Consider the following 15,848-nt stretch of genomic DNA (forward strand, 5'->3'; position numbering starts at 1 on the left):
CGCCCTGGTGCGCGGCCGGATACTTGTGCACACTGCCTTGAGGGGATTTACCGGGATTCGCAGGAAATGGCATGGAGGGGGCTGAGAAGCCATGGCCGAACCGGAGTTCAACGCGCGTGGAGTCCTGATCGAGCGGTGGCCCCGCTCACTCACCACGGCCGGTCAGGTGCTGATCCAGGACGGCAGGCTGGCGCTGCTGACCAGTTACGGCCGGGTGATCGACAGCGCTCCCCTGCGGGCCGTGAGAGCCGCGCGGCCGTGGTTCGCGGGCAGCGGCAGCACCATCGCCACGGTCAACGGCATCCGCTACCGGCTGACCATGGGGCAGCGCGGCCTGAGACCGGACGCGACGGCACTGGTCAGACGCTTCATGGAGACCGTGAGCAGAGCGAGTCACAGCCAGGCCCTGACCGAGAAATAACGCTGTACGCCCGCCGGGCGCGGCTCGCCCCGCCCGGCACGGCACGGCACCCGCCCGTTTGGGTGCCGCCCTCTCCGCTCTGGCATCATGGGCAATCGGAACATCGTTCCGCCAATCCGCCGGAACTCTGCTCCGCCGGACGGGCTCGGTAGCGGAGAGGACTGCGCGGTGCGCGACAGCGACGGGGACGGGGACGCGGGGCGATCGGCCCGGCCCAAGCGGGCGGATGCCCGGCGCAACGAGGAGACCCTGCTCGACGCGGCCGCCGCGATCTTCGTGACGTCGGGCGTGGAGGCGCCGGTGCGCGACATCGCCGCCAGGGCCGGTGTCGGGACGGGCACGATCTACCGTCACTTCCCGACGCGTGCGGACCTGATCATCGCCGTCTACCGGCATCAGGTCGAGGCGTGCGCCGAGGCCGGACCCGACCTGCTGGCGACCTGCGCGAGCCCGCACGCGGCGCTGGGGCGATGGATCAACCTCTTCGTCGATTTCCTGGTGACCAAGCATGGACTCGCCGCCGTGCTGCGGTCCGGCGACAGCGGCTTCGAGACCCTGCACGCCTATTTCCTCGACCGTCTCGTGCCCGTCTGCTCCGAACTGCTCGACGCGGCGGTGGCCTCGGGCGAGATCCGCTCCGACCTGAACGCCCTGGAACTGATGCGCGGCGTCGGGAACCTCTGCATCGGCGCGGACAGCGACCCCCGGTACGACGCGCGCCGACTGGCCGAGGTGCTCGTGGCCGGGCTGCGCCAACCGCACTGACCCCGCGGCCGACCGCACCGACCCGCGAGCGGGCAGCCGCGTCGGCGCGGGGTCGGCCGGTCCCGCGTCCGCGAGTTGCGAAGTCACGACCCCTGAGTCACGCTGGACTCATATCACTCAGGGTTAACCGGCGGTGACGTGAGGCTTCGGCCGCGCCGGGCGGGATCAGCAGCGCGTCGCTTCGGATCCGATCTTCGTCTTCTTCCGGACCTCATTCGGGGAGTCGCAGCCGTGATAAGCCTTCCCAGCAGGCACTGCACGGTGGAGCTGCAAGCCCTGCCGTCGCGGATCGGACAGGTCCGCAGAATCACCTCGGCGCAATTGCGCTACTGGCGTCTCGATCCGCTGATCGACCGCGTGGCACTCGGCGTCACCGAGCTGCTCACCAACGTGCACCGGCACGCCGAGCCGGACAAGATCTGCACCGTCGACATCGAGCTGCTGCTCGATCGGCTCACCGTCTCCGTCAGCGATCACGATCCGCGGCTGCCCGCCGTCAACCACGCGGGCCTCTTCGACACCGGCGGCCGAGGTCTCGCGCTGATCGCCGCCGTCAGCGAGAGCTGGGGCATCAGGCGCCGGGGCGACACGGGAAAGAGCATCTGGTTCACCCTGCCCGCGCCGCCCTCCGCCCTCGCCCTGCCGCTGCGCGCGGTGTACGGCGCGACGACCGACGGCCCGTTTCCCGGCGCGGTGTTCGGCGCGGCGGTCCACGAGCACGGGCGCCGCACGGCCCGGTCCACCATGGTCGGCTGACCCGGGCTCCACCGGACCGCACCGGCCCCTCCGCCCGGCGCGGCACGACCACCGGGGCAGCGCGCGCTCACCGGTCCCGCGCGTTCATACGGCCCCGAGCCTGTCCGTCCGGCCGAACCGCCCGTCCGGCACGGACAGCCGCCGCCGGCACTCGTCCTCGTCGACCTCGCCCGCGGCGAAACGGCGGCCGAGCACCGAGGAAGACGGCCCCCCACATCAGCGGGAACAGAAGGAACCACGGCCCGGGGAAGCACCAGGGGCGCCGCCCCTGCCCACGGCGGCTGCGGACACATGACCGCGCGGCTGTCCGCGGGGGTCGAACCCGCGCCGGGCCGCCGGAGTCCGGACGGGGTTCCGGACCGGGGCCGGTGCTGGACCCGGGCCCGGTGCCGGACCCGGGCCACTAGCGGGCGAGCGCGCCCAGCGGGTCGTCCAGTACCGGTTGCCATGCCAACTCGGCCGCGCCGACAAGGCTGTTGTGGGCGAGCGTGCACGGCAGGATCGGCACGCCGCCGCTGCGGCCCCACAGGCTGCGGTCGGCGACGACGGCGCGCAGCCGCTGGGGATCGGCGTCGAGCAACTCCTGGTGCAGTCCGCCGAGGATGATCCGGTCGGGGTTGAGGATATTGACCAGCCCGGCGAGCCCGAGCCCCAGCCGGTCGATCAGCTCCTCTGCGGCTCCCCGCACGGAAGGGTCCGCGTACTCCGTACGGAGCAGATCGCGCGACTGCTGGAGCAGCGAGACCTCCGGACCCGGCGCGCGGCCCGCCGCCGTGAGGAAGGCGAGCGGGTCCGCCTCGACATCGAGGCAGCCCTTGCCGCCGCAGTAGCAGGGACGCCCCTCCGGGTTGACCCTGAGATGGCCGACCTCCAGGGCGAGACCCGAACTGCCGCTGTGCAGACGGCCGTCGAGGACGAGGGCCCCGCCCACCCCGCGGTGCCCCGTGGCGACGCAGAGCAGATGCTGGGCGCCCCGGCCCGCGCCGTGCCGGTGTTCGGCGAGAGCGGTGAGGTTGACGTCGTTGCCGGTGAACGCGGGGCCGTCGATGTCCGCCGCACGCACCTTCTCGGCGAAGATCTCCCGCACCGGGGCCCCGGCGGGCCAGGCGATATGCAGGGGGTTGAGGGCGGTGCCCTCCGGTTCCGCGACCGCCGACGGTACGGCGAGACCGGCGCCCACGCAGCGGTGCCCGCCCGCGCGCAGCAGCGCGGCGCCCGCCTCCACGACCTCGCCGAGCACCTGCGCGGGGTCGGCCGTGACCGTACCGCGCGTGGGCGCGGTGGCGACGATACGGCCGCCGAGCCCGACCAGCGCGACCCGGAATCCGTCCGCGTGCACCTGGGCGGCGAGCGCGACGGGACCGCTCTCGTCCACGGACAGCCGGTGCGAGGGCCGCCCCTGGGATCCGGCGGCCGCGCCGGGCCTGGAGTCCACCAGGATCAGGCCGAGCGCCTCCAGTTCGGCGGCGACGGCGCCGGCCGTGGCCCGGGTCACCCCCAGCTCCGCGGTGAGCACGGCGCGGGTGGGCGCGCGGCCCGTGTGAACCAGTTCCAGTGCCGGGCCGAGCGCGCCGCGGCCTCTCTCCAGCCTTGCCCGGGTGGTGGTCCCCTTGCCGTCCATGGAGGCGAGTCTCCCATGATCCCCACGCGTCGAGGGCGCCTCGTACGGTCGCCTTGTACGGAGGGGACGAGGCACCTATCCTCACTTTGTGCCCAATCTGAACAAAATAAGGTCCGCCGTGCGGGGAGGGCGCTCCGGGCCCCATGGCGCACAGCCCCGACCGCCTCGGCGCCCCTTCCCCTTCCCGCCGTTGCGCGGGTCCCGGACGTCCCCGCCCTCCGCGCTGTCCCGGTCGCGTGCCGCCCTCACCGTCTTCTTCGCACTCGACGGCTTCCTGTTCGCCGGCTGGGTGGTCCGCATCCCGGCCATCAAGCAGCAGACCGGGGCCTCCGCGAGCGATCTGGGGCTCGCCCTGCTCGGGGTGTCCGCCGGTGCGGTGGTGACCATGACGCTGACCGGCCGGCTCTGCCGGCGCTTCGGCAGCCATCCGGTGACCGTGGTCTGCGCCGTGCTGCTCTCGTTGAGCATCACCCTGCCGCCGCAGACGCACTCCGCCCTCACTCTCGGCCTGGTTCTGCTCGCCTTTGGCGCCGGTTACGGAGCCTTGAACGTCTCGATGAACAGCGGCGCCGTCGATCTCGTCGCCGCGCTGCGGCGCCCGGTGATCTCCAGCTTCCACGCCGCGTTCAGCCTCGGGGGCATGATCGGCGCGGGGTTGGGCGGCCTGGTCGCGGGCGAACTCTCCCCCGCCGTCCACCTCTCCCTGCTGACCGGCGTCGGCCTGCTGGTGACCGCGCTCGCCGGGCCGCCGCTGCTGCGCAACGCCCCGCCCGGACCGGACCGCGAGGCACGGAGGACGGCCGCCGGGCGCCGGCGGCCGGACCGGCGCACCGGGCGGCTCGTGCTCCTCTTCGGGATGATCGCGCTGTGCACGGCTTACGGGGAGGGAGCGATGGCCGACTGGAGCGCCCTCCATCTGACCCAGGACCTCGGCGCCTCCCCCGGGGTCGCCGCCGCCGGATATGCGCTGTTCGCCCTCGCCATGACGGTGGGCCGGCTGTCGGGTACGGCCCTGATGGAACGGTTCGGCCAGACCCACGCACTGGTCGGGGGCGGGGTCGCGGCCGCGCTCGGCATGCTGCTCGGCGCGCTCGCGCCGTCCACGTGGGCCGCGCTGGCGGGCTTCGCCGTGGCCGGTCTCGGCCTCGCCAACATCTTTCCCGTCGCCATCGGACGGGCGGGCGCGCTGGCCGGACCCGGCGGTGTCGCCGCGGCGTCCACGCTGGGGTACGGCGGGATGCTGCTGGGCCCGCCGGCGATCGGCTTCCTCAGCGACTGGTTCACCCTGCCGCTCGCGCTGACGACGGTGGCCCTGCTGGCGGCGGCGGCAGCGGCCATCGGGTACGCGGCACGCAAGACGTCGGCGCGGCCGGTGAGCGCGTAGGCGTCTGCCCGCCCACGGGCGCGGCCGGGCGGGCCAAGCGACACCCCGGCTGCCACGGGCACCGGCTACCGGCTACCGAACGGGTGGACGACGTGCGGCCCGTACGGACCTCCCCGGCACCCGGGGCGCTCGGCGTCGTCACCCCGCGCCGGTTGCCCGCACGCGTCCGGCTCCGGCGGGACGCCTCGGCCGTCGTCATGCCGTACCCGCGGCTTGCCCCGGGCCGTCGCCTCGGCCAGACTCATCCGCGTGGGGACACGGAGCGACGCCGAGCGGGACGCGGTCACGATCGAGATCGGCTTCGCGCTGGCGACCGGAGTGCTCGCGGCGGGACTGGTGTTCGCCGCCGTCGCGCTTCCCACGTACTGGCTCGATCTGCCCCCGGCGCTGCTGCCCGGCGGCGCCGCCGTCGCGGGGCTCGTCTTCGTGGCGCGGGTCGTCCAGGTGCTGTGGCGCTTCCGGGGCCGCGGCGGTAAGCCCGGCCTCACCGGACCCGACTCGTAGGCCGGCACGACCAGTTGGGCCTGTCGCGGACGCCGAGCCTCACCATCGTCCGGCTGACGTGCGTCTTGGCCGCGAGAGGACTGACGACCAGTCGGCGGGCGATCTCGACGTCGGACCGGCCGATTCCGACGAGGGCCATCCCCTCGCGCTCCCGGTCCGTGAGATCGCCCGGTCCCGCAGGCGACCGACTCCTCGGAACGGGATGCGAACTCGGCGATGAGCCGGCGGGTGACCCCGGGCGACGCGCATCCGTTCCTCACCCTCCCGCCGCTTCCTGGCCGCCGCCCGTTCGGCGGCTTCCCGGGCCCACCGCTCGCGGCGTACCCGGACGACCGGCCCGTACGGACAGCCCGGGGCGACGTAGGCCGGCACGGTGGCCTGGACGGCGAAGACGCAGACCGCGCGGTGGCGGTGACGCAGCACCAGCAGGGCGGGTCCCGCGAGGAGCGGCAGCCCCGCGTCCACATCCAGCGGCACCCGGTCGGGCTGGACGCGCGCCGTGAAGGTGGTCCCACGAGGACGCGGAAGGCCAGGAAGAGGGACGGCCGCCAGGCCGGCCCCGTGGGTTCCGGGTCGTCGCCACCGGCCCAGTACGGCCGGCGGAAACGCCTTCCACGGGCCCGCCGCCGGCCCACCCACGAGCGCCGGCCCGGCGGGACGCGTGGCCGGCAGGACCGGCCCCGCAGAACCGGTCCTGCACATCGGTGCCCGCGGGCCGTTGCCGCGAGCCGGTCCGGAGACCCGCTCAGTCCCGGGCGCCCGGCTCCGGAACACCGCCGGCCTCGGCGGCCGCGCCGGCGGGCTCGGCGGGCGAACCGGCGCCGCCGTCCTTCGCCGCCGCGTGCCTGCGGTCCAGCACGTCCAGCGCGCGCCGGGCCACCGGGTGGGTCCGCACGATGCCGGCCAGCGTGGTCGAACCGCGGGTGATGTCCGCGAAGGCGTTCCAGGCGGGCCGCAGACCCGTGATCGCCGCGTGCACGACCCCGGGACGGCGCGCGAAGATCGAGAGCATCCGCCGTCCGACGCCCATCTCCACACCGAGCCCCGCCTTGACGGCGAACGCGTAGTTCAGCGCCTGGCGGCGGGCGTCCACGGCGTCGTGCGACTCCGAGATCCGGACCGCCCACTCCCCCGCGAGCCGGCCGGAGCGCAGGGCGAAGGAGATCCCCTCCCTGGTCCACGGCTCCAGCAGTCCCGCCGCGTCCCCGCACACCAGCACCCGGCCGCGCGACAGCGGCGAGTCCTCGCTGCGGCACCGGGTCAGATGCCCGGACGACACCGAGGGCTCGAACCCTGCCAGCCCGAGCCGCGCGACGAAGTCCTCCAGATAGCGCTTGGTCGCCGAACCCTCGCCGCGCGCCGAGATCACCCCGACCGTGAGGGTGTCGCCCTTGGGGAACACCCAGCCGTAACTGCCCGGCAGCGGGCCCCAGTCGATGAGCACGCGCCCGGCCCAGTCCTCCGCGACCGTCGCCGGGACGGGGATCTCCATCTCCAGGCCGAGATCGACCTGTTCCATCTTGACTCCGACGTGGCCGCCTATCCGGCTGGCGCTGCCGTCCGCGCCGACCACGGACCGCGCCAGCACCGTCTCGCCGTCCGAGAGGACGACGGCGACCGTCCGGCGGTCGGGCACGGCAGGACCGTGCTGCTCGACGCGGGAGACGGCCGCGCCGGTCCTGAGCACCGCCCCGGCCTTCTGGGCGTGCTCCACCAGACTCGCGTCGAACTCCGGGCGGTTGATGAGCCCGAAGAGCATGCGTTTGGAGCGGCGGGTGCGGGCGAGCTTCCCGTTCAGCGAGAAGGTCACCGCGTGCACCCGCTCCTTCAGCGGCAGCTCGAAGCCCGGGGGCAGCGAGTCCCGCGAAGGGCCGATGATTCCTCCCCCGCACGTTTTGTAGCGGGGCAACTCGGCTTTCTCCAGCAGCAGCACCTGACGGCCCGCGACCGCCGCCGCGTATGCCGCGGAGGCTCCCGCCGGCCCTGCGCCGACCACGACGACATCCCACACCGGCTCGTCGTGCACACTTCCGGCGTCTGCGTTCTCGCTGCTCACGATGTGCTTCTGCTCCTGATCCGACCGGTGGCCCCTGCTGTCGAACGGCATCCTACGGCGCCGACGCCGCACACCCACTGTGGGAGGATCGACACTGCCTTCGACGTACACCTGACTGAAACAACGTCGTACCCACCTGGAGCGTGCCCATGACCGCGAATCCGATCGCCGAGACCGTAGCTTCCCTGATGCCCCGCGCCCGTACGGAGCTCGCGGAACTGGTCGCCTTCCGTTCGGTGGCGGACGTCGCGGTGGCCCCCAGGAGCGAGTGCGAGGCCGCCGCCGGCTGGGTGGCGGACGCGCTGCGGGCCGAGGGGTTCGAGGATGTCGCCGTCCTCGACACCCCGGACGGCACACAGTCCGTGTACGGGCTGCTGGCGGGCCCCGAGGGCGCGCCGACGGTGCTGCTGTACGCCCACTACGACGTGCAGCCGCCACTGGACGAGGACGCCTGGCTGAGCCCGCCGTTCGAGCTGACGGAGCGCGGGGGGCGCTGGTACGGACGCGGCGCGGCCGACTGCAAGGGCGGCTTCCTGATGCATCTGCTGGCCCTGCGCGCCCTCAAGGCGAACGGCGGGGTGCCGGTGAGCGTCAAGGTGATCGCCGAAGGCTCCGAGGAGCAGGGCACCGGCGGCCTGGAGCGCTACGCCGAGGCGCACCCCGAGCTGCTGACCGCCGACGCCGTGGTGATCGGCGACACGGGCAACTTCCGGACCGGGCTGCCCACGGTCACGGCGACACTGCGCGGAATGGCCATGGTCAGGGTCTCCGTCGACACGCTCGAAGGCAACCTGCACTCGGGCCAGTTCGGCGGGGCGGCGCCCGACGCCCTCGCCGCCCTCATCCGGATCCTCGACTCGCTGCGCGCCGAGGACGGCTCCACCACGGTGGACGGGCTGGCCGCCGAAGGCGACTGGGACGGACTCGACTACCCGGAGAGCGACTTCCGCAAGGACGCGAGGGTGCTCGACGGTGTCGGGCTGATCGGGCACGGCTCGGTCGCCGACCGGGTCTGGGCCCGCCCCGCCGTGACCGTCCTGGGCATCGACTGCCCGCCGGTCGTGGGCGCCACACCGTCCGTGCAGGCGAGCGCGCGGGCGACGGTGAGCCTGCGGGTGCCGCCGGGCCAGGACGCCACCGAGGCGGCCGAGCTGCTCACCGCGCACATCGAGAAGCACACGCCGTGGGGCGCCCGGGTCGCGGTGGAACAGATCGGCCGGGGCCAGGCGTTCCGCGCGGACACCTCCAGCCCGGCGTACACGGCGATGGCCGACGCGATGCGGGTGGCGTACCCGGGCCAGGAGATGCAGACCTCCGGTATGGGCGGTTCCATCCCGCTCTGCAACACGCTGGCCGAGCTGTACCCGGCGGCCGAGATCCTGCTGATCGGGCTGAGCGAGCCGGAGGCGCAGATCCACGCGGTGAACGAGAGCGTGTCGCCCGAGGAGCTGGAGCGGCTCTCCGTGGCGGAGGCCCACTTCCTGGCCAACTACGCGCGCTCCAAGCGGGCCTGACGGCACGCGGGACGGTCCGCCCGGTGCCGGGGCTCCCCCGGTGCCGGGCCGGGCGTCCCGCACCGGCTGCGCCCGCCGGTGCCGGGCCCGGGGCACACGCTCTCCCCGCCCCGTCCTCGCCCCGCTGTCCGCGTCCGTGTCCGTACCCGTCCGCACGCCGCGCCCGACGGGGGCGTCAGCCGACCGGGACGCCGTCCTCCAGGTTGAGCACCACCCCGCGCTCCCTGGCCCGCAGCGCCCAGCGCAGGCGCGCGTAGCGGGCCGGGGGCAGCAGCACGGCCGCCTCCGCCTCGTCCACGAAGCGCCAGCCGCGCAGCTCCGGCCCGGGCAGCAGCAGTCGGCCCGCGTCCCCGGCGGGCAGCACCCCGCCGTCGAACAGCAGCCGCAGCCCTCCGTAGCCCGGGGGCCGCGGCGCCTCCCAGTCGACCACCAGCAGCCCCGGCACCTCGGTGAGTTCGATCCCTATCTCCTCGGCGACCTCCCGTATCCCGGCGCGGGCGGGCGCCTCGCCCCGCTCCACCACGCCGCCGGGGAACTCCCAGCCCGGCTTGTACGTGGGGTCGACCAGCAGCACCCTGTCCCGCTCGTCGAAGAGGAGCACGCCCGCAGCGACGGTCTCGCCCGTCGGCTCCGGCGTCTGGACGATCTCGCAGACGGCGGCCGCGCCGGTCTGTACGGCCGCCGCGAGGGACACGGCTGTCTGACGGGCCGTGAGGCAGGTGTTGTCGATCTTGTGGGCGTCCGCGGTGAGCCAGTCGAGCGCGGCGCGGTAGGGCTCGATGTGCCCGTAGCACCACTGCCGGTTGCGCTCGTTCGCCTCGTGGTCGTCACCGTGGGCGGCCCGGCCCGCGATACGCTTGAGCAGTATCGTTTCATCCGTTGCCAGCAAAACATGCCGCACCGGGATGCGGCGGGCGGCGAGCCCGCCGAAGATCTCGTCGCGGTACTCCTGGCGCAGCAGCGTCATCGGGACGACGAGCACGCCGCCGACCTCGGCGAGCAGCGCCGCCGCCGTGTCGACCACCAGCCGGCGCCAGATCGGCAGGTCCTGGAAGTCGCTCACCTCGGCGAGCCGCTTCTGCGGCACGAGTTGTTCCAGTCCCGCGCCGGTCAGCTCGGGGTCGTACAGAGTGCAGTTCGGGAGCAGGTCGACCAGTTCGCGCGCGGTACTCGTCTTGCCCGCTCCGAACGCGCCGTTGAGCCAGACGATCACGGTTCCCCCTCTGTCATAGCTCCCAGAGGACTGCCCGCAACACCCTGCCACGGAAACACCCGCCGGGTCCGGAGAGCCTGCCCGGCCGTGCGACCGTGGGCAAGCTGTGGCCGGTTCGATGTCGTTCGGTGGCCGGAGAGCGGTCCACTGTACGGATCGATGTAGGTGCCGGGCCGTAACACAAACCCCGCGCACGTCGTTGAACGGGCAGATGTGGCGAGGGGGTTCACAATGCGCCGAACGGTGCTGGAGAGGTTTCCCGCGGGCGGACCGCGTGGCAGCTGGCCCGCCGAGGAGTTCGCGCGGGCGCGGCGGGACGAGGGGACACCGGCGGAGGTGGTGATGGACCTCGACTCCGACGTGTTCCTGGTGGTCGTGCCGCAGCAGGCGACCGACTCCCCCGCTTAGCCGTCGCCCCCCGGCGCCGCGGCCGGCGGTGCGCGCACCGTCGCGCCGCCGGCCCCCGAAGAGTTCCATACGACCGGAGAGTCCCGATCATGCGCAGAAATCCGGCCACGCCCCGGCGGTCCGCCCTGGCCCTCGTCCTGGCGTGCCTCGCCGTCCCGCTGTCCGCCGCGCCCGCGGTGGCCGACAGCAGCGCCTGCACGCACCACTTCTCGGGGCCGCAGATCTGTATCCGGCTGGTGGGACAGGGCGGACGGAACGCGGTCACCGCGATCTGGACCAACCCGCCCGCGGATCTCGCCTCCCGCGAGGTCTCGCTCCACCGGGGCGGACAGCTCGTCGACACGGCGACGGCCACCCGCTCGGACAGGGCCCTGACCCACACCTGGCCGACCGGGGACACCGGCACGGGAACCGAGCTGTGCGTGAAGTTCCGGGGCAGTCAGCGCATGGCCTGCCAGACCCCGCGCTGACCCCGGTCGGGCGCCGCCCGTACGGCTGTGATCAGCCGCCCACCACCGCGGGGCTCGTCCCGTCCCGGCTCCCCAGCAGAGCGGCGGCCGCCGCGCCCACCAGGCCCGCGTCCGTGCCCATACGCGCCGGGACGACCTCCAGCCGCTGGACGAAGGAGAGCGTCGCGTAGTCGCGCAGGGACCGGCGGAGCGGCGCGAAGAGCACCTCGCCCGCGCCCGCGACCCCGCCGCCGATGACCGCGATCCGGATCTCGACCAGCGTGGCCGTCGCGGCGATGGCGGCGGCCAGCGCCTGGGCCGCCCGGTCGAAGGAGGCGATCGCCACCGGATGCCCGGCGCGGGCGGCGGCGGCCACGGCGGCCGCCGAGCGGTCGCCGTCGGGGCCGGGCTCCCAGCCGCGTTCCAGCGCCCTGCGGGCGATGTTGGGGCCGCTCGCGATGCGCTCGACACAGCCACGGCCGCCGCACGGGCAGAGATCGCCGTCCAGCTCGACACTGATGTGCCCGATGTGACCGGAGTTGCCGGTGGGGCCCGGGTGGAGCCGGCCGTTCAGGACGAGCCCGCCGCCGACACCCGTGGAGACCACCATGCACAGCGCGTCGTCATAGCCGCCGGCCGCGCCCTGCCAGTGCTCCGCCGCCGTGATGGCGACACCGTCGCCGACGAGCGTCACCGGCAGCCCGCCGACGGCCGCCCGCACCCGGTCCACCAGCGGGAACCCGCGCCAGCCGGGGACGTTGACCGGGCTGACCGTACCGGCGGAGGCGTCCACGGGACCGGCGCTGCCGATACCGACGGCCGTGACGGACGGCCAGAGCGGCGAGGCGGACACCTCGGCGAGGACCTCCTCGACGGCGCGCATCACCGTCTCGCCGTCCTCCCGCGCGGGAGTGGGCCGCTGGGCCCGTACGAGGATCCGGCCGCGGCCGTCCACCAGCGCACCGGCGATCTTGGTACCGCCGATGTCGAGTGCGGCGACGGATTCGGTATGCATCGGTCTGGGATCTCCCGGCGACGAGGTATCCCCCGGAGAGGGGGGATGTACGGAATATGGCTTCGTTCCCCAGTCTCCATTCACTTGACAACGTTGTCCAGGCCCTATGCTCGACGGCACCGCCCCGGACGAGACCCGCGGCGCACGGACCTGACGGAAGAACCGCCGAGAAACGACAGGACAGCGCACTGTGGCCGATACCGCCCACCGCCCCGAGAGCCGCTACGGCAACCGGCCCACCATGAAGGACGTGGCCGCGCGCGCCGGAGTCGGGCTCAAAACGGTCTCCCGCGTGGTCAATGGAGAGGCGGGTGTCACCGCCGACACCGAACGCCGGGTGCAGGAGGCGATAGAAGCGCTGGGCTTCCGCCGCAACGATTCGGCACGGGTGCTGCGCAAGGGCCGTACGTCGAGCATCGGACTGGTCCTGGAGGATCTCGCGGACCCTTTCTACGGTCCGCTGAATCGCGCCGTCGAGGAGGTGGCCCGCGCGCACGGCGCGCTGCTCATCAACGGGTCGAGCGCCGAGGACCCGGAGCGCGAGCAGGAGTTGGTGCTCGCGCTCTGCGCGCGCCGGGTGGACGGGCTCATCGTGATCCCGGCCGGGCACGACCACCGCTATCTGGAGCCGGAGATCAGGGCCGGGGTGGCGACGGTCTTCGTGGACCGGCCGGCCGGCCGGATCGACGCGGACGCGGTGCTCTCCGACAGTTTCGGCGGTGCCCGCTCGGGCGCCGCCCATCTGATCGCGCACGGCCACCGCAGGATCGGCTTCCTCGGGGACCAGCCCGGCATCCACACCGCGAGCGAGCGGCTGCGCGGCTACCGGACGGCGATGGCGGACGCCGGTCTGGTGATCGACGACGAGTGGGTCTCGCTCGGTACGACCGCGCCGGGCCGGGTGCGCGAGGCCGTTCGCGCGATGCTCGCCCTGCCCGAGCCGGTCACGGCGATCCTCACCGGCAACAACCGGGTGACGGTGACGGTGGTCCGGGTCCTGGCGGAGCATCACCGCCCGGTCGCGCTGGTCGGTTTCGACGACATCGAGCTGGCGGATCTGCTGGACCCCGGCCTCACCGTCATCGCGCAGGACGCGGCCACCCTGGGGCGTACGGCGGCCGAACGCCTCTTCCACCGGCTGGACGGCGGGGCGGACGACCCGGCCCGGGTCGTGGTGCCGACGCGGCTGGTCGCCCGGGGCTCCGGCGAGATCCCGCCGCCGGCGGACGGCTGAAACCCCTACCGGGGTTCGGCGTGAGCGGCACGTCCACCTGCCCGCGCGGGTTCCGCGGCCCGACCGGCGTCGCCGGACGGACCGTCAGCCCGCGCGGCCCGGATCGCGGAAGCCCTCCAGCTCCGCGCGGCTCAGCCCGGCCAGCCGGGCGACCTCCTCGTCGTCCAGGGCGCCGCAGTCGAGGCCGCGCAGCAGATGCCCGCTGAGCGCCTTGGCGGTGGCGGGCTCGTCCATGACGGCGCCGCCGGTCCGGGCGACATAGGCGGCCAGCCGCGCCGCCGCCGGTTCGAGACCCTCCCGGTAGAACGCGTAGACGGCGGCGTAGCGGGTCGGCAGATGGGCCGGGTGCATGTCCCAGCCCTGGTAGTAGGCGCGGGCGAGAGCACGCCGCGTCAGGCCGTAGTGCAGCCGCCACGCCTCGTGGACCTGGGAGGCCGGGCCGATGGGGAGGACATTGGTGGAGCCGTCGCTGACGCGTACGCCCGTCCCGGCGGCGGCGACCTGCATGACGGCCTTCGCGTGGTCGGCGGCGGGGTGGTCGCTCGACTGATAGGCGGCGCTGACGCCGACACAGGCGCTGTAGTCGAACGTGCCGTAGTGCAGCCCGGTGGCCCTCCCGTCCGCCGCGTCGATCATCCGGGCCACGGTGGCGGTGCCGTCGGCGGCCAGGATGGACTGGCTCGTCTCGATCTGGATCTCGAAGCCGATCCGGCCCGCCTCCAGGCCGTGCGCCTTCTCGAACTCCCCGGCCAGTCGCGCCATCGCCGCGACCTGCTCGGCGTAGCTGACCTTGGGCAGGGTGAGGACGAGGCCGCCGGGCAGTCCGCCGGCCGCCACGAGTCCGCTGAGGAAGATGTCGAGGGTACGGATGGAGCGGTCGCGGACGGCCGCCTCCAGGCACTTCGTCCGGATGCCCGTGTACGGGGCCGCCGTGCCGTTCGCGTACGCCTCGTGGACCAGCCGGGCGGTGCGGGCGGCGGCCTCGTCCTCCTCGTCGTCCGGGCGGGGGCCGTAGCCGTCCTCGAAGTCGACGCGCAGATCCTCGACGGGCTCGCGGGTCAGCTTGGCCCGTACCCGCTCGTACACCGGTTCCGCCAGCTCGTCGGAGAGGCCGAGCACCCGGGCCAGACAGGCCGCGTCCGGGGCGTGTTCGTCGAGGGCGGCGAGCGCCTCGTCGCCCCAGGTGCGTACGGTGCCGGCGTCGAAGGCGTCGGCGGGTACGTAGACGGTGTGGACGGGCTGCCGGGTGCCGGGGTCGCCCGGGTAGCGGCGGGCCAGCTCGGCGTCGACGCCCGCGAGGGAGGCGCCGACGGCCTCGGCGACCCCCACCGGGAGGCTGGTCGCGATCTTCTCGTGCTGCCCCATTCCGGCACCCTTCTTGTTTCCGTCTGACGGAATCGGTGATCCGTTGGCGGAAGTCAAGCGGCGGAGCCCGGCCGCGTCAATGGCGGCCGGGGCGCGTCGGGAACGGCGCGGGGCCGCGCGGTGGCGTCCACCGCGCGGCCCCGGGAGTGTGCCGAAAGGGCCGGTTCAGCCCTTGCGGGCCTTGACCTCTTCGGTGAGCTGCGGGACGACCTCGAAGAGGTCGCCGACGATGCCGTAGTCGACCAGGTCGAAGATCGGCGCCTCGGCGTCCTTGTTGATCGCCACGATCGTCTTCGAGGTCTGCATTCCCGCGCGGTGCTGGATCGCGCCGGAGATGCCCGAGGCGATGTACAGCTGCGGGGAGACGCTCTTGCCGGTCTGGCCGACCTGGCTGGCGTGCGGGTACCAGCCGGCGTCCACGGCGGCGCGCGAGGCGCCGACGGCCGCGCCGAGGGAGTCGGCCAGCGCCTCGATGACCGCGAAGTTCTCCGCGCCGTTGACCCCGCGGCCACCGGAGACCACGATCGCGGCCTCGGTCAGCTCCGGGCGTCCCGTGGATTCGCGCGGGGTGCGCGAGACGACCTTCGTGCCGGTCGACTTCTCACCGAAGGTGACGGTCAGCGTCTCCACCGTGCCCGCGGCGGGCGCGGCTTCGACCGGGGCGGAGTTGGGCTTGACGGTGATGACCGGAGTGCCCTTGGAGACACGGGACTTGGTGGTGAACGCGGCGGCGAACACCGCCTGTGTGGCCACCGGTCCGCCGTCTCCGGCTTCCAGATCGGTGGCGTCCGTGATGATCCCGGAGCCGATACGGACCGCGAGCCGGGCCGCGATCTCCTTGGCCTCCGCGGAGGACGGCAGCAGGACGGCGGCCGGCGAGAGCGCCTCGTAGGCGGCCTGGAGCGCGTCGACCTTCGGTACGACGAGGTAGTCGGCGAACTCGGCGGCATCGGCGGTGAGGACCTTCACCGCACCGTGCTCGGCGAGCACCGGCGCGGTGGCCTCCGCGCCCGCGCCCACGGCGAGCGCGACGGGCTCACCGATCCGGCGGGCGAGGGTCAGCAGCTCCAGGGTGGGCTTGCGGACGGCACCGTCCACGTGGTCGACAAAGACGAGAACTTCAGCCATGGGTGGGATCTCCTG

General features: G+C 73.8%; 15 protein-coding genes and 1 pseudogene. 9 read left to right on the forward strand and 7 right to left on the reverse strand.

From position 1 onward, the window contains the following. Positions 1 to 91: 91 nt before the first annotated feature. The 3 genes from ACFY6S_RS19870 (at position 92) to ACFY6S_RS19880 (ending at position 1,942) form a co-directional block, all read left to right on the forward strand. Positions 92 to 421, forward strand: coding sequence for a hypothetical protein (locus ACFY6S_RS19870; RefSeq protein ID WP_388819287.1), 330 nt, complete (start codon positions 92 to 94; stop codon positions 419 to 421). A 168-nt stretch (positions 422 to 589) separates the two neighbouring features. Beyond that, on the forward strand, positions 590 to 1,186 hold the full coding sequence (locus ACFY6S_RS19875; RefSeq protein ID WP_388819290.1) for a TetR/AcrR family transcriptional regulator: 597 nt from the start codon (positions 590 to 592) through the stop codon (positions 1,184 to 1,186). A 231-nt stretch (positions 1,187 to 1,417) separates the two neighbouring features. Further along, on the forward strand, positions 1,418 to 1,942 hold the full coding sequence (locus tag ACFY6S_RS19880) for an ATP-binding protein (protein ID WP_388819293.1): 525 nt from the start codon (positions 1,418 to 1,420) through the stop codon (positions 1,940 to 1,942). Positions 1,943 to 2,345: 403 nt separating this feature from the next. Here ACFY6S_RS19880 and ACFY6S_RS19885 read toward each other — a convergent pair whose 3' ends face one another. After that, positions 2,346 to 3,563: an ROK family protein gene (locus tag ACFY6S_RS19885; RefSeq protein WP_388819295.1), complete on the reverse strand. Its 1,218-nt coding sequence runs from the start codon at positions 3,561 to 3,563 to the stop codon at positions 2,346 to 2,348. A gap of 88 nt (positions 3,564 to 3,651) precedes the next feature. Here ACFY6S_RS19885 and ACFY6S_RS19890 point away from each other — a divergent pair, with 88 nt between their 5' ends. Both ACFY6S_RS19890 and ACFY6S_RS19895 read left to right on the forward strand, forming a co-directional pair. Then, positions 3,652 to 4,947 carry an MFS transporter gene (locus ACFY6S_RS19890; protein WP_388819298.1) on the forward strand — a complete coding sequence of 432 codons (1,296 nt, stop codon included), beginning with the start codon at positions 3,652 to 3,654 and terminating at the stop codon, positions 4,945 to 4,947. A 249-nt stretch (positions 4,948 to 5,196) separates the two neighbouring features. Beyond that, a complete protein-coding gene (locus ACFY6S_RS19895; protein ID WP_388819301.1) occupies positions 5,197 to 5,451 on the forward strand; it encodes a DUF6332 family protein in 255 nt (84 codons plus the stop codon). Here ACFY6S_RS19895 and ACFY6S_RS19900 read toward each other — a convergent pair. Together ACFY6S_RS19900 and ACFY6S_RS19905 are read right to left on the reverse strand one after the other, a co-directional pair. Then, positions 5,424 to 5,696, reverse strand: a pseudogene (locus tag ACFY6S_RS19900) (response regulator transcription factor); the annotation flags it as partial. The gene ACFY6S_RS19895 and the pseudogene ACFY6S_RS19900 sit on opposite strands and share 28 nt — an antisense overlap. 500 nt (positions 5,697 to 6,196) lie before the next feature. Further along, positions 6,197 to 7,507, reverse strand: a complete 1,311-nt coding sequence (locus ACFY6S_RS19905) for a geranylgeranyl reductase family protein (RefSeq protein ID WP_388819304.1) — start codon at positions 7,505 to 7,507, stop codon at positions 6,197 to 6,199. A 149-nt stretch (positions 7,508 to 7,656) separates the two neighbouring features. Here ACFY6S_RS19905 and ACFY6S_RS19910 point away from each other — a divergent pair, with 149 nt between their 5' ends. Continuing rightward, on the forward strand, positions 7,657 to 9,021 hold the full coding sequence (locus tag ACFY6S_RS19910; protein WP_388819306.1) for a dipeptidase: 1,365 nt from the start codon (positions 7,657 to 7,659) through the stop codon (positions 9,019 to 9,021). 175 nt (positions 9,022 to 9,196) lie between these two features. On the opposite strand, the gene ACFY6S_RS19915 is transcribed toward ACFY6S_RS19910, so the two are convergent. Further along, positions 9,197 to 10,234, reverse strand: a complete 1,038-nt coding sequence (locus ACFY6S_RS19915) for an NUDIX domain-containing protein (protein ID WP_388819309.1) — start codon at positions 10,232 to 10,234, stop codon at positions 9,197 to 9,199. 231 nt (positions 10,235 to 10,465) lie between these two features. Between ACFY6S_RS19915 and ACFY6S_RS19920 the strand changes: the two genes are divergently transcribed. After that, positions 10,466 to 10,642, forward strand: a complete 177-nt coding sequence (locus tag ACFY6S_RS19920; protein WP_388819312.1) for a hypothetical protein — start codon at positions 10,466 to 10,468, stop codon at positions 10,640 to 10,642. Positions 10,643 to 10,731: 89 nt separating this feature from the next. Then, positions 10,732 to 11,112 (forward strand): hypothetical protein, encoded by a 381-nt coding sequence (locus tag ACFY6S_RS19925; protein WP_388819315.1) that lies wholly within the window; start codon positions 10,732 to 10,734, stop codon positions 11,110 to 11,112. A 31-nt stretch (positions 11,113 to 11,143) separates the two neighbouring features. On the opposite strand, the gene ACFY6S_RS19930 is transcribed toward ACFY6S_RS19925, so the two are convergent. Continuing rightward, on the reverse strand, positions 11,144 to 12,106 hold the full coding sequence (locus ACFY6S_RS19930; protein WP_388819318.1) for an ROK family protein: 963 nt from the start codon (positions 12,104 to 12,106) through the stop codon (positions 11,144 to 11,146). 190 nt (positions 12,107 to 12,296) lie between these two features. On the opposite strand from ACFY6S_RS19930, the gene ACFY6S_RS19935 reads away from it, so the two are divergent. Further along, positions 12,297 to 13,340 (forward strand): LacI family DNA-binding transcriptional regulator, encoded by a 1,044-nt coding sequence (locus tag ACFY6S_RS19935; RefSeq protein ID WP_388819321.1) that lies wholly within the window; start codon positions 12,297 to 12,299, stop codon positions 13,338 to 13,340. A gap of 84 nt (positions 13,341 to 13,424) precedes the next feature. On the opposite strand, the gene ACFY6S_RS19940 is transcribed toward ACFY6S_RS19935, so the two are convergent. Together ACFY6S_RS19940 and ACFY6S_RS19945 are read right to left on the reverse strand one after the other, a co-directional pair. Next, entirely contained in the window at positions 13,425 to 14,705 is a 1,281-nt protein-coding gene (locus ACFY6S_RS19940) for a DUF6986 family protein (protein ID WP_388819324.1), read from the reverse strand. Positions 14,706 to 14,870: 165 nt separating this feature from the next. Then, a complete protein-coding gene (locus ACFY6S_RS19945) occupies positions 14,871 to 15,833 on the reverse strand; it encodes an electron transfer flavoprotein subunit alpha/FixB family protein (protein WP_388819327.1) in 963 nt (320 codons plus the stop codon). Positions 15,834 to 15,848: the final 15 nt, after the last annotated feature.

It is taken from the genome of Streptomyces sp. NPDC012835 (assembly GCF_042900885.1).
In the GTDB taxonomy this organism is placed as follows: Bacteria; Actinomycetota; Actinomycetes; order Streptomycetales; family Streptomycetaceae; genus Streptomyces.

Excerpts from the sequence above, each read along its gene's own strand:
- ACFY6S_RS19885 (WP_388819295.1), bottom strand. The coding sequence starts at position 3,563 with ATGGACGGCAAGGGGACCACCACCCGGGCAAGGCTGGAGAGAGGCCGC.
- ACFY6S_RS19945 (WP_388819327.1), bottom strand. The coding sequence starts at position 15,833 with ATGGCTGAAGTTCTCGTCTTTGTCGACCACGTGGACGGTGCCGTCCGC.
- ACFY6S_RS19925 (WP_388819315.1), top strand. The coding sequence starts at position 10,732 with ATGCGCAGAAATCCGGCCACGCCCCGGCGGTCCGCCCTGGCCCTCGTC.
- ACFY6S_RS19930 (WP_388819318.1), bottom strand. The coding sequence starts at position 12,106 with ATGCATACCGAATCCGTCGCCGCACTCGACATCGGCGGTACCAAGATC.
- ACFY6S_RS19940 (WP_388819324.1), bottom strand. The coding sequence starts at position 14,705 with ATGGGGCAGCACGAGAAGATCGCGACCAGCCTCCCGGTGGGGGTCGCC.
- ACFY6S_RS19870 (WP_388819287.1), top strand. The coding sequence starts at position 92 with ATGGCCGAACCGGAGTTCAACGCGCGTGGAGTCCTGATCGAGCGGTGG.
- ACFY6S_RS19910 (WP_388819306.1), top strand. The coding sequence starts at position 7,657 with ATGACCGCGAATCCGATCGCCGAGACCGTAGCTTCCCTGATGCCCCGC.
- ACFY6S_RS19920 (WP_388819312.1), top strand. The coding sequence starts at position 10,466 with ATGCGCCGAACGGTGCTGGAGAGGTTTCCCGCGGGCGGACCGCGTGGC.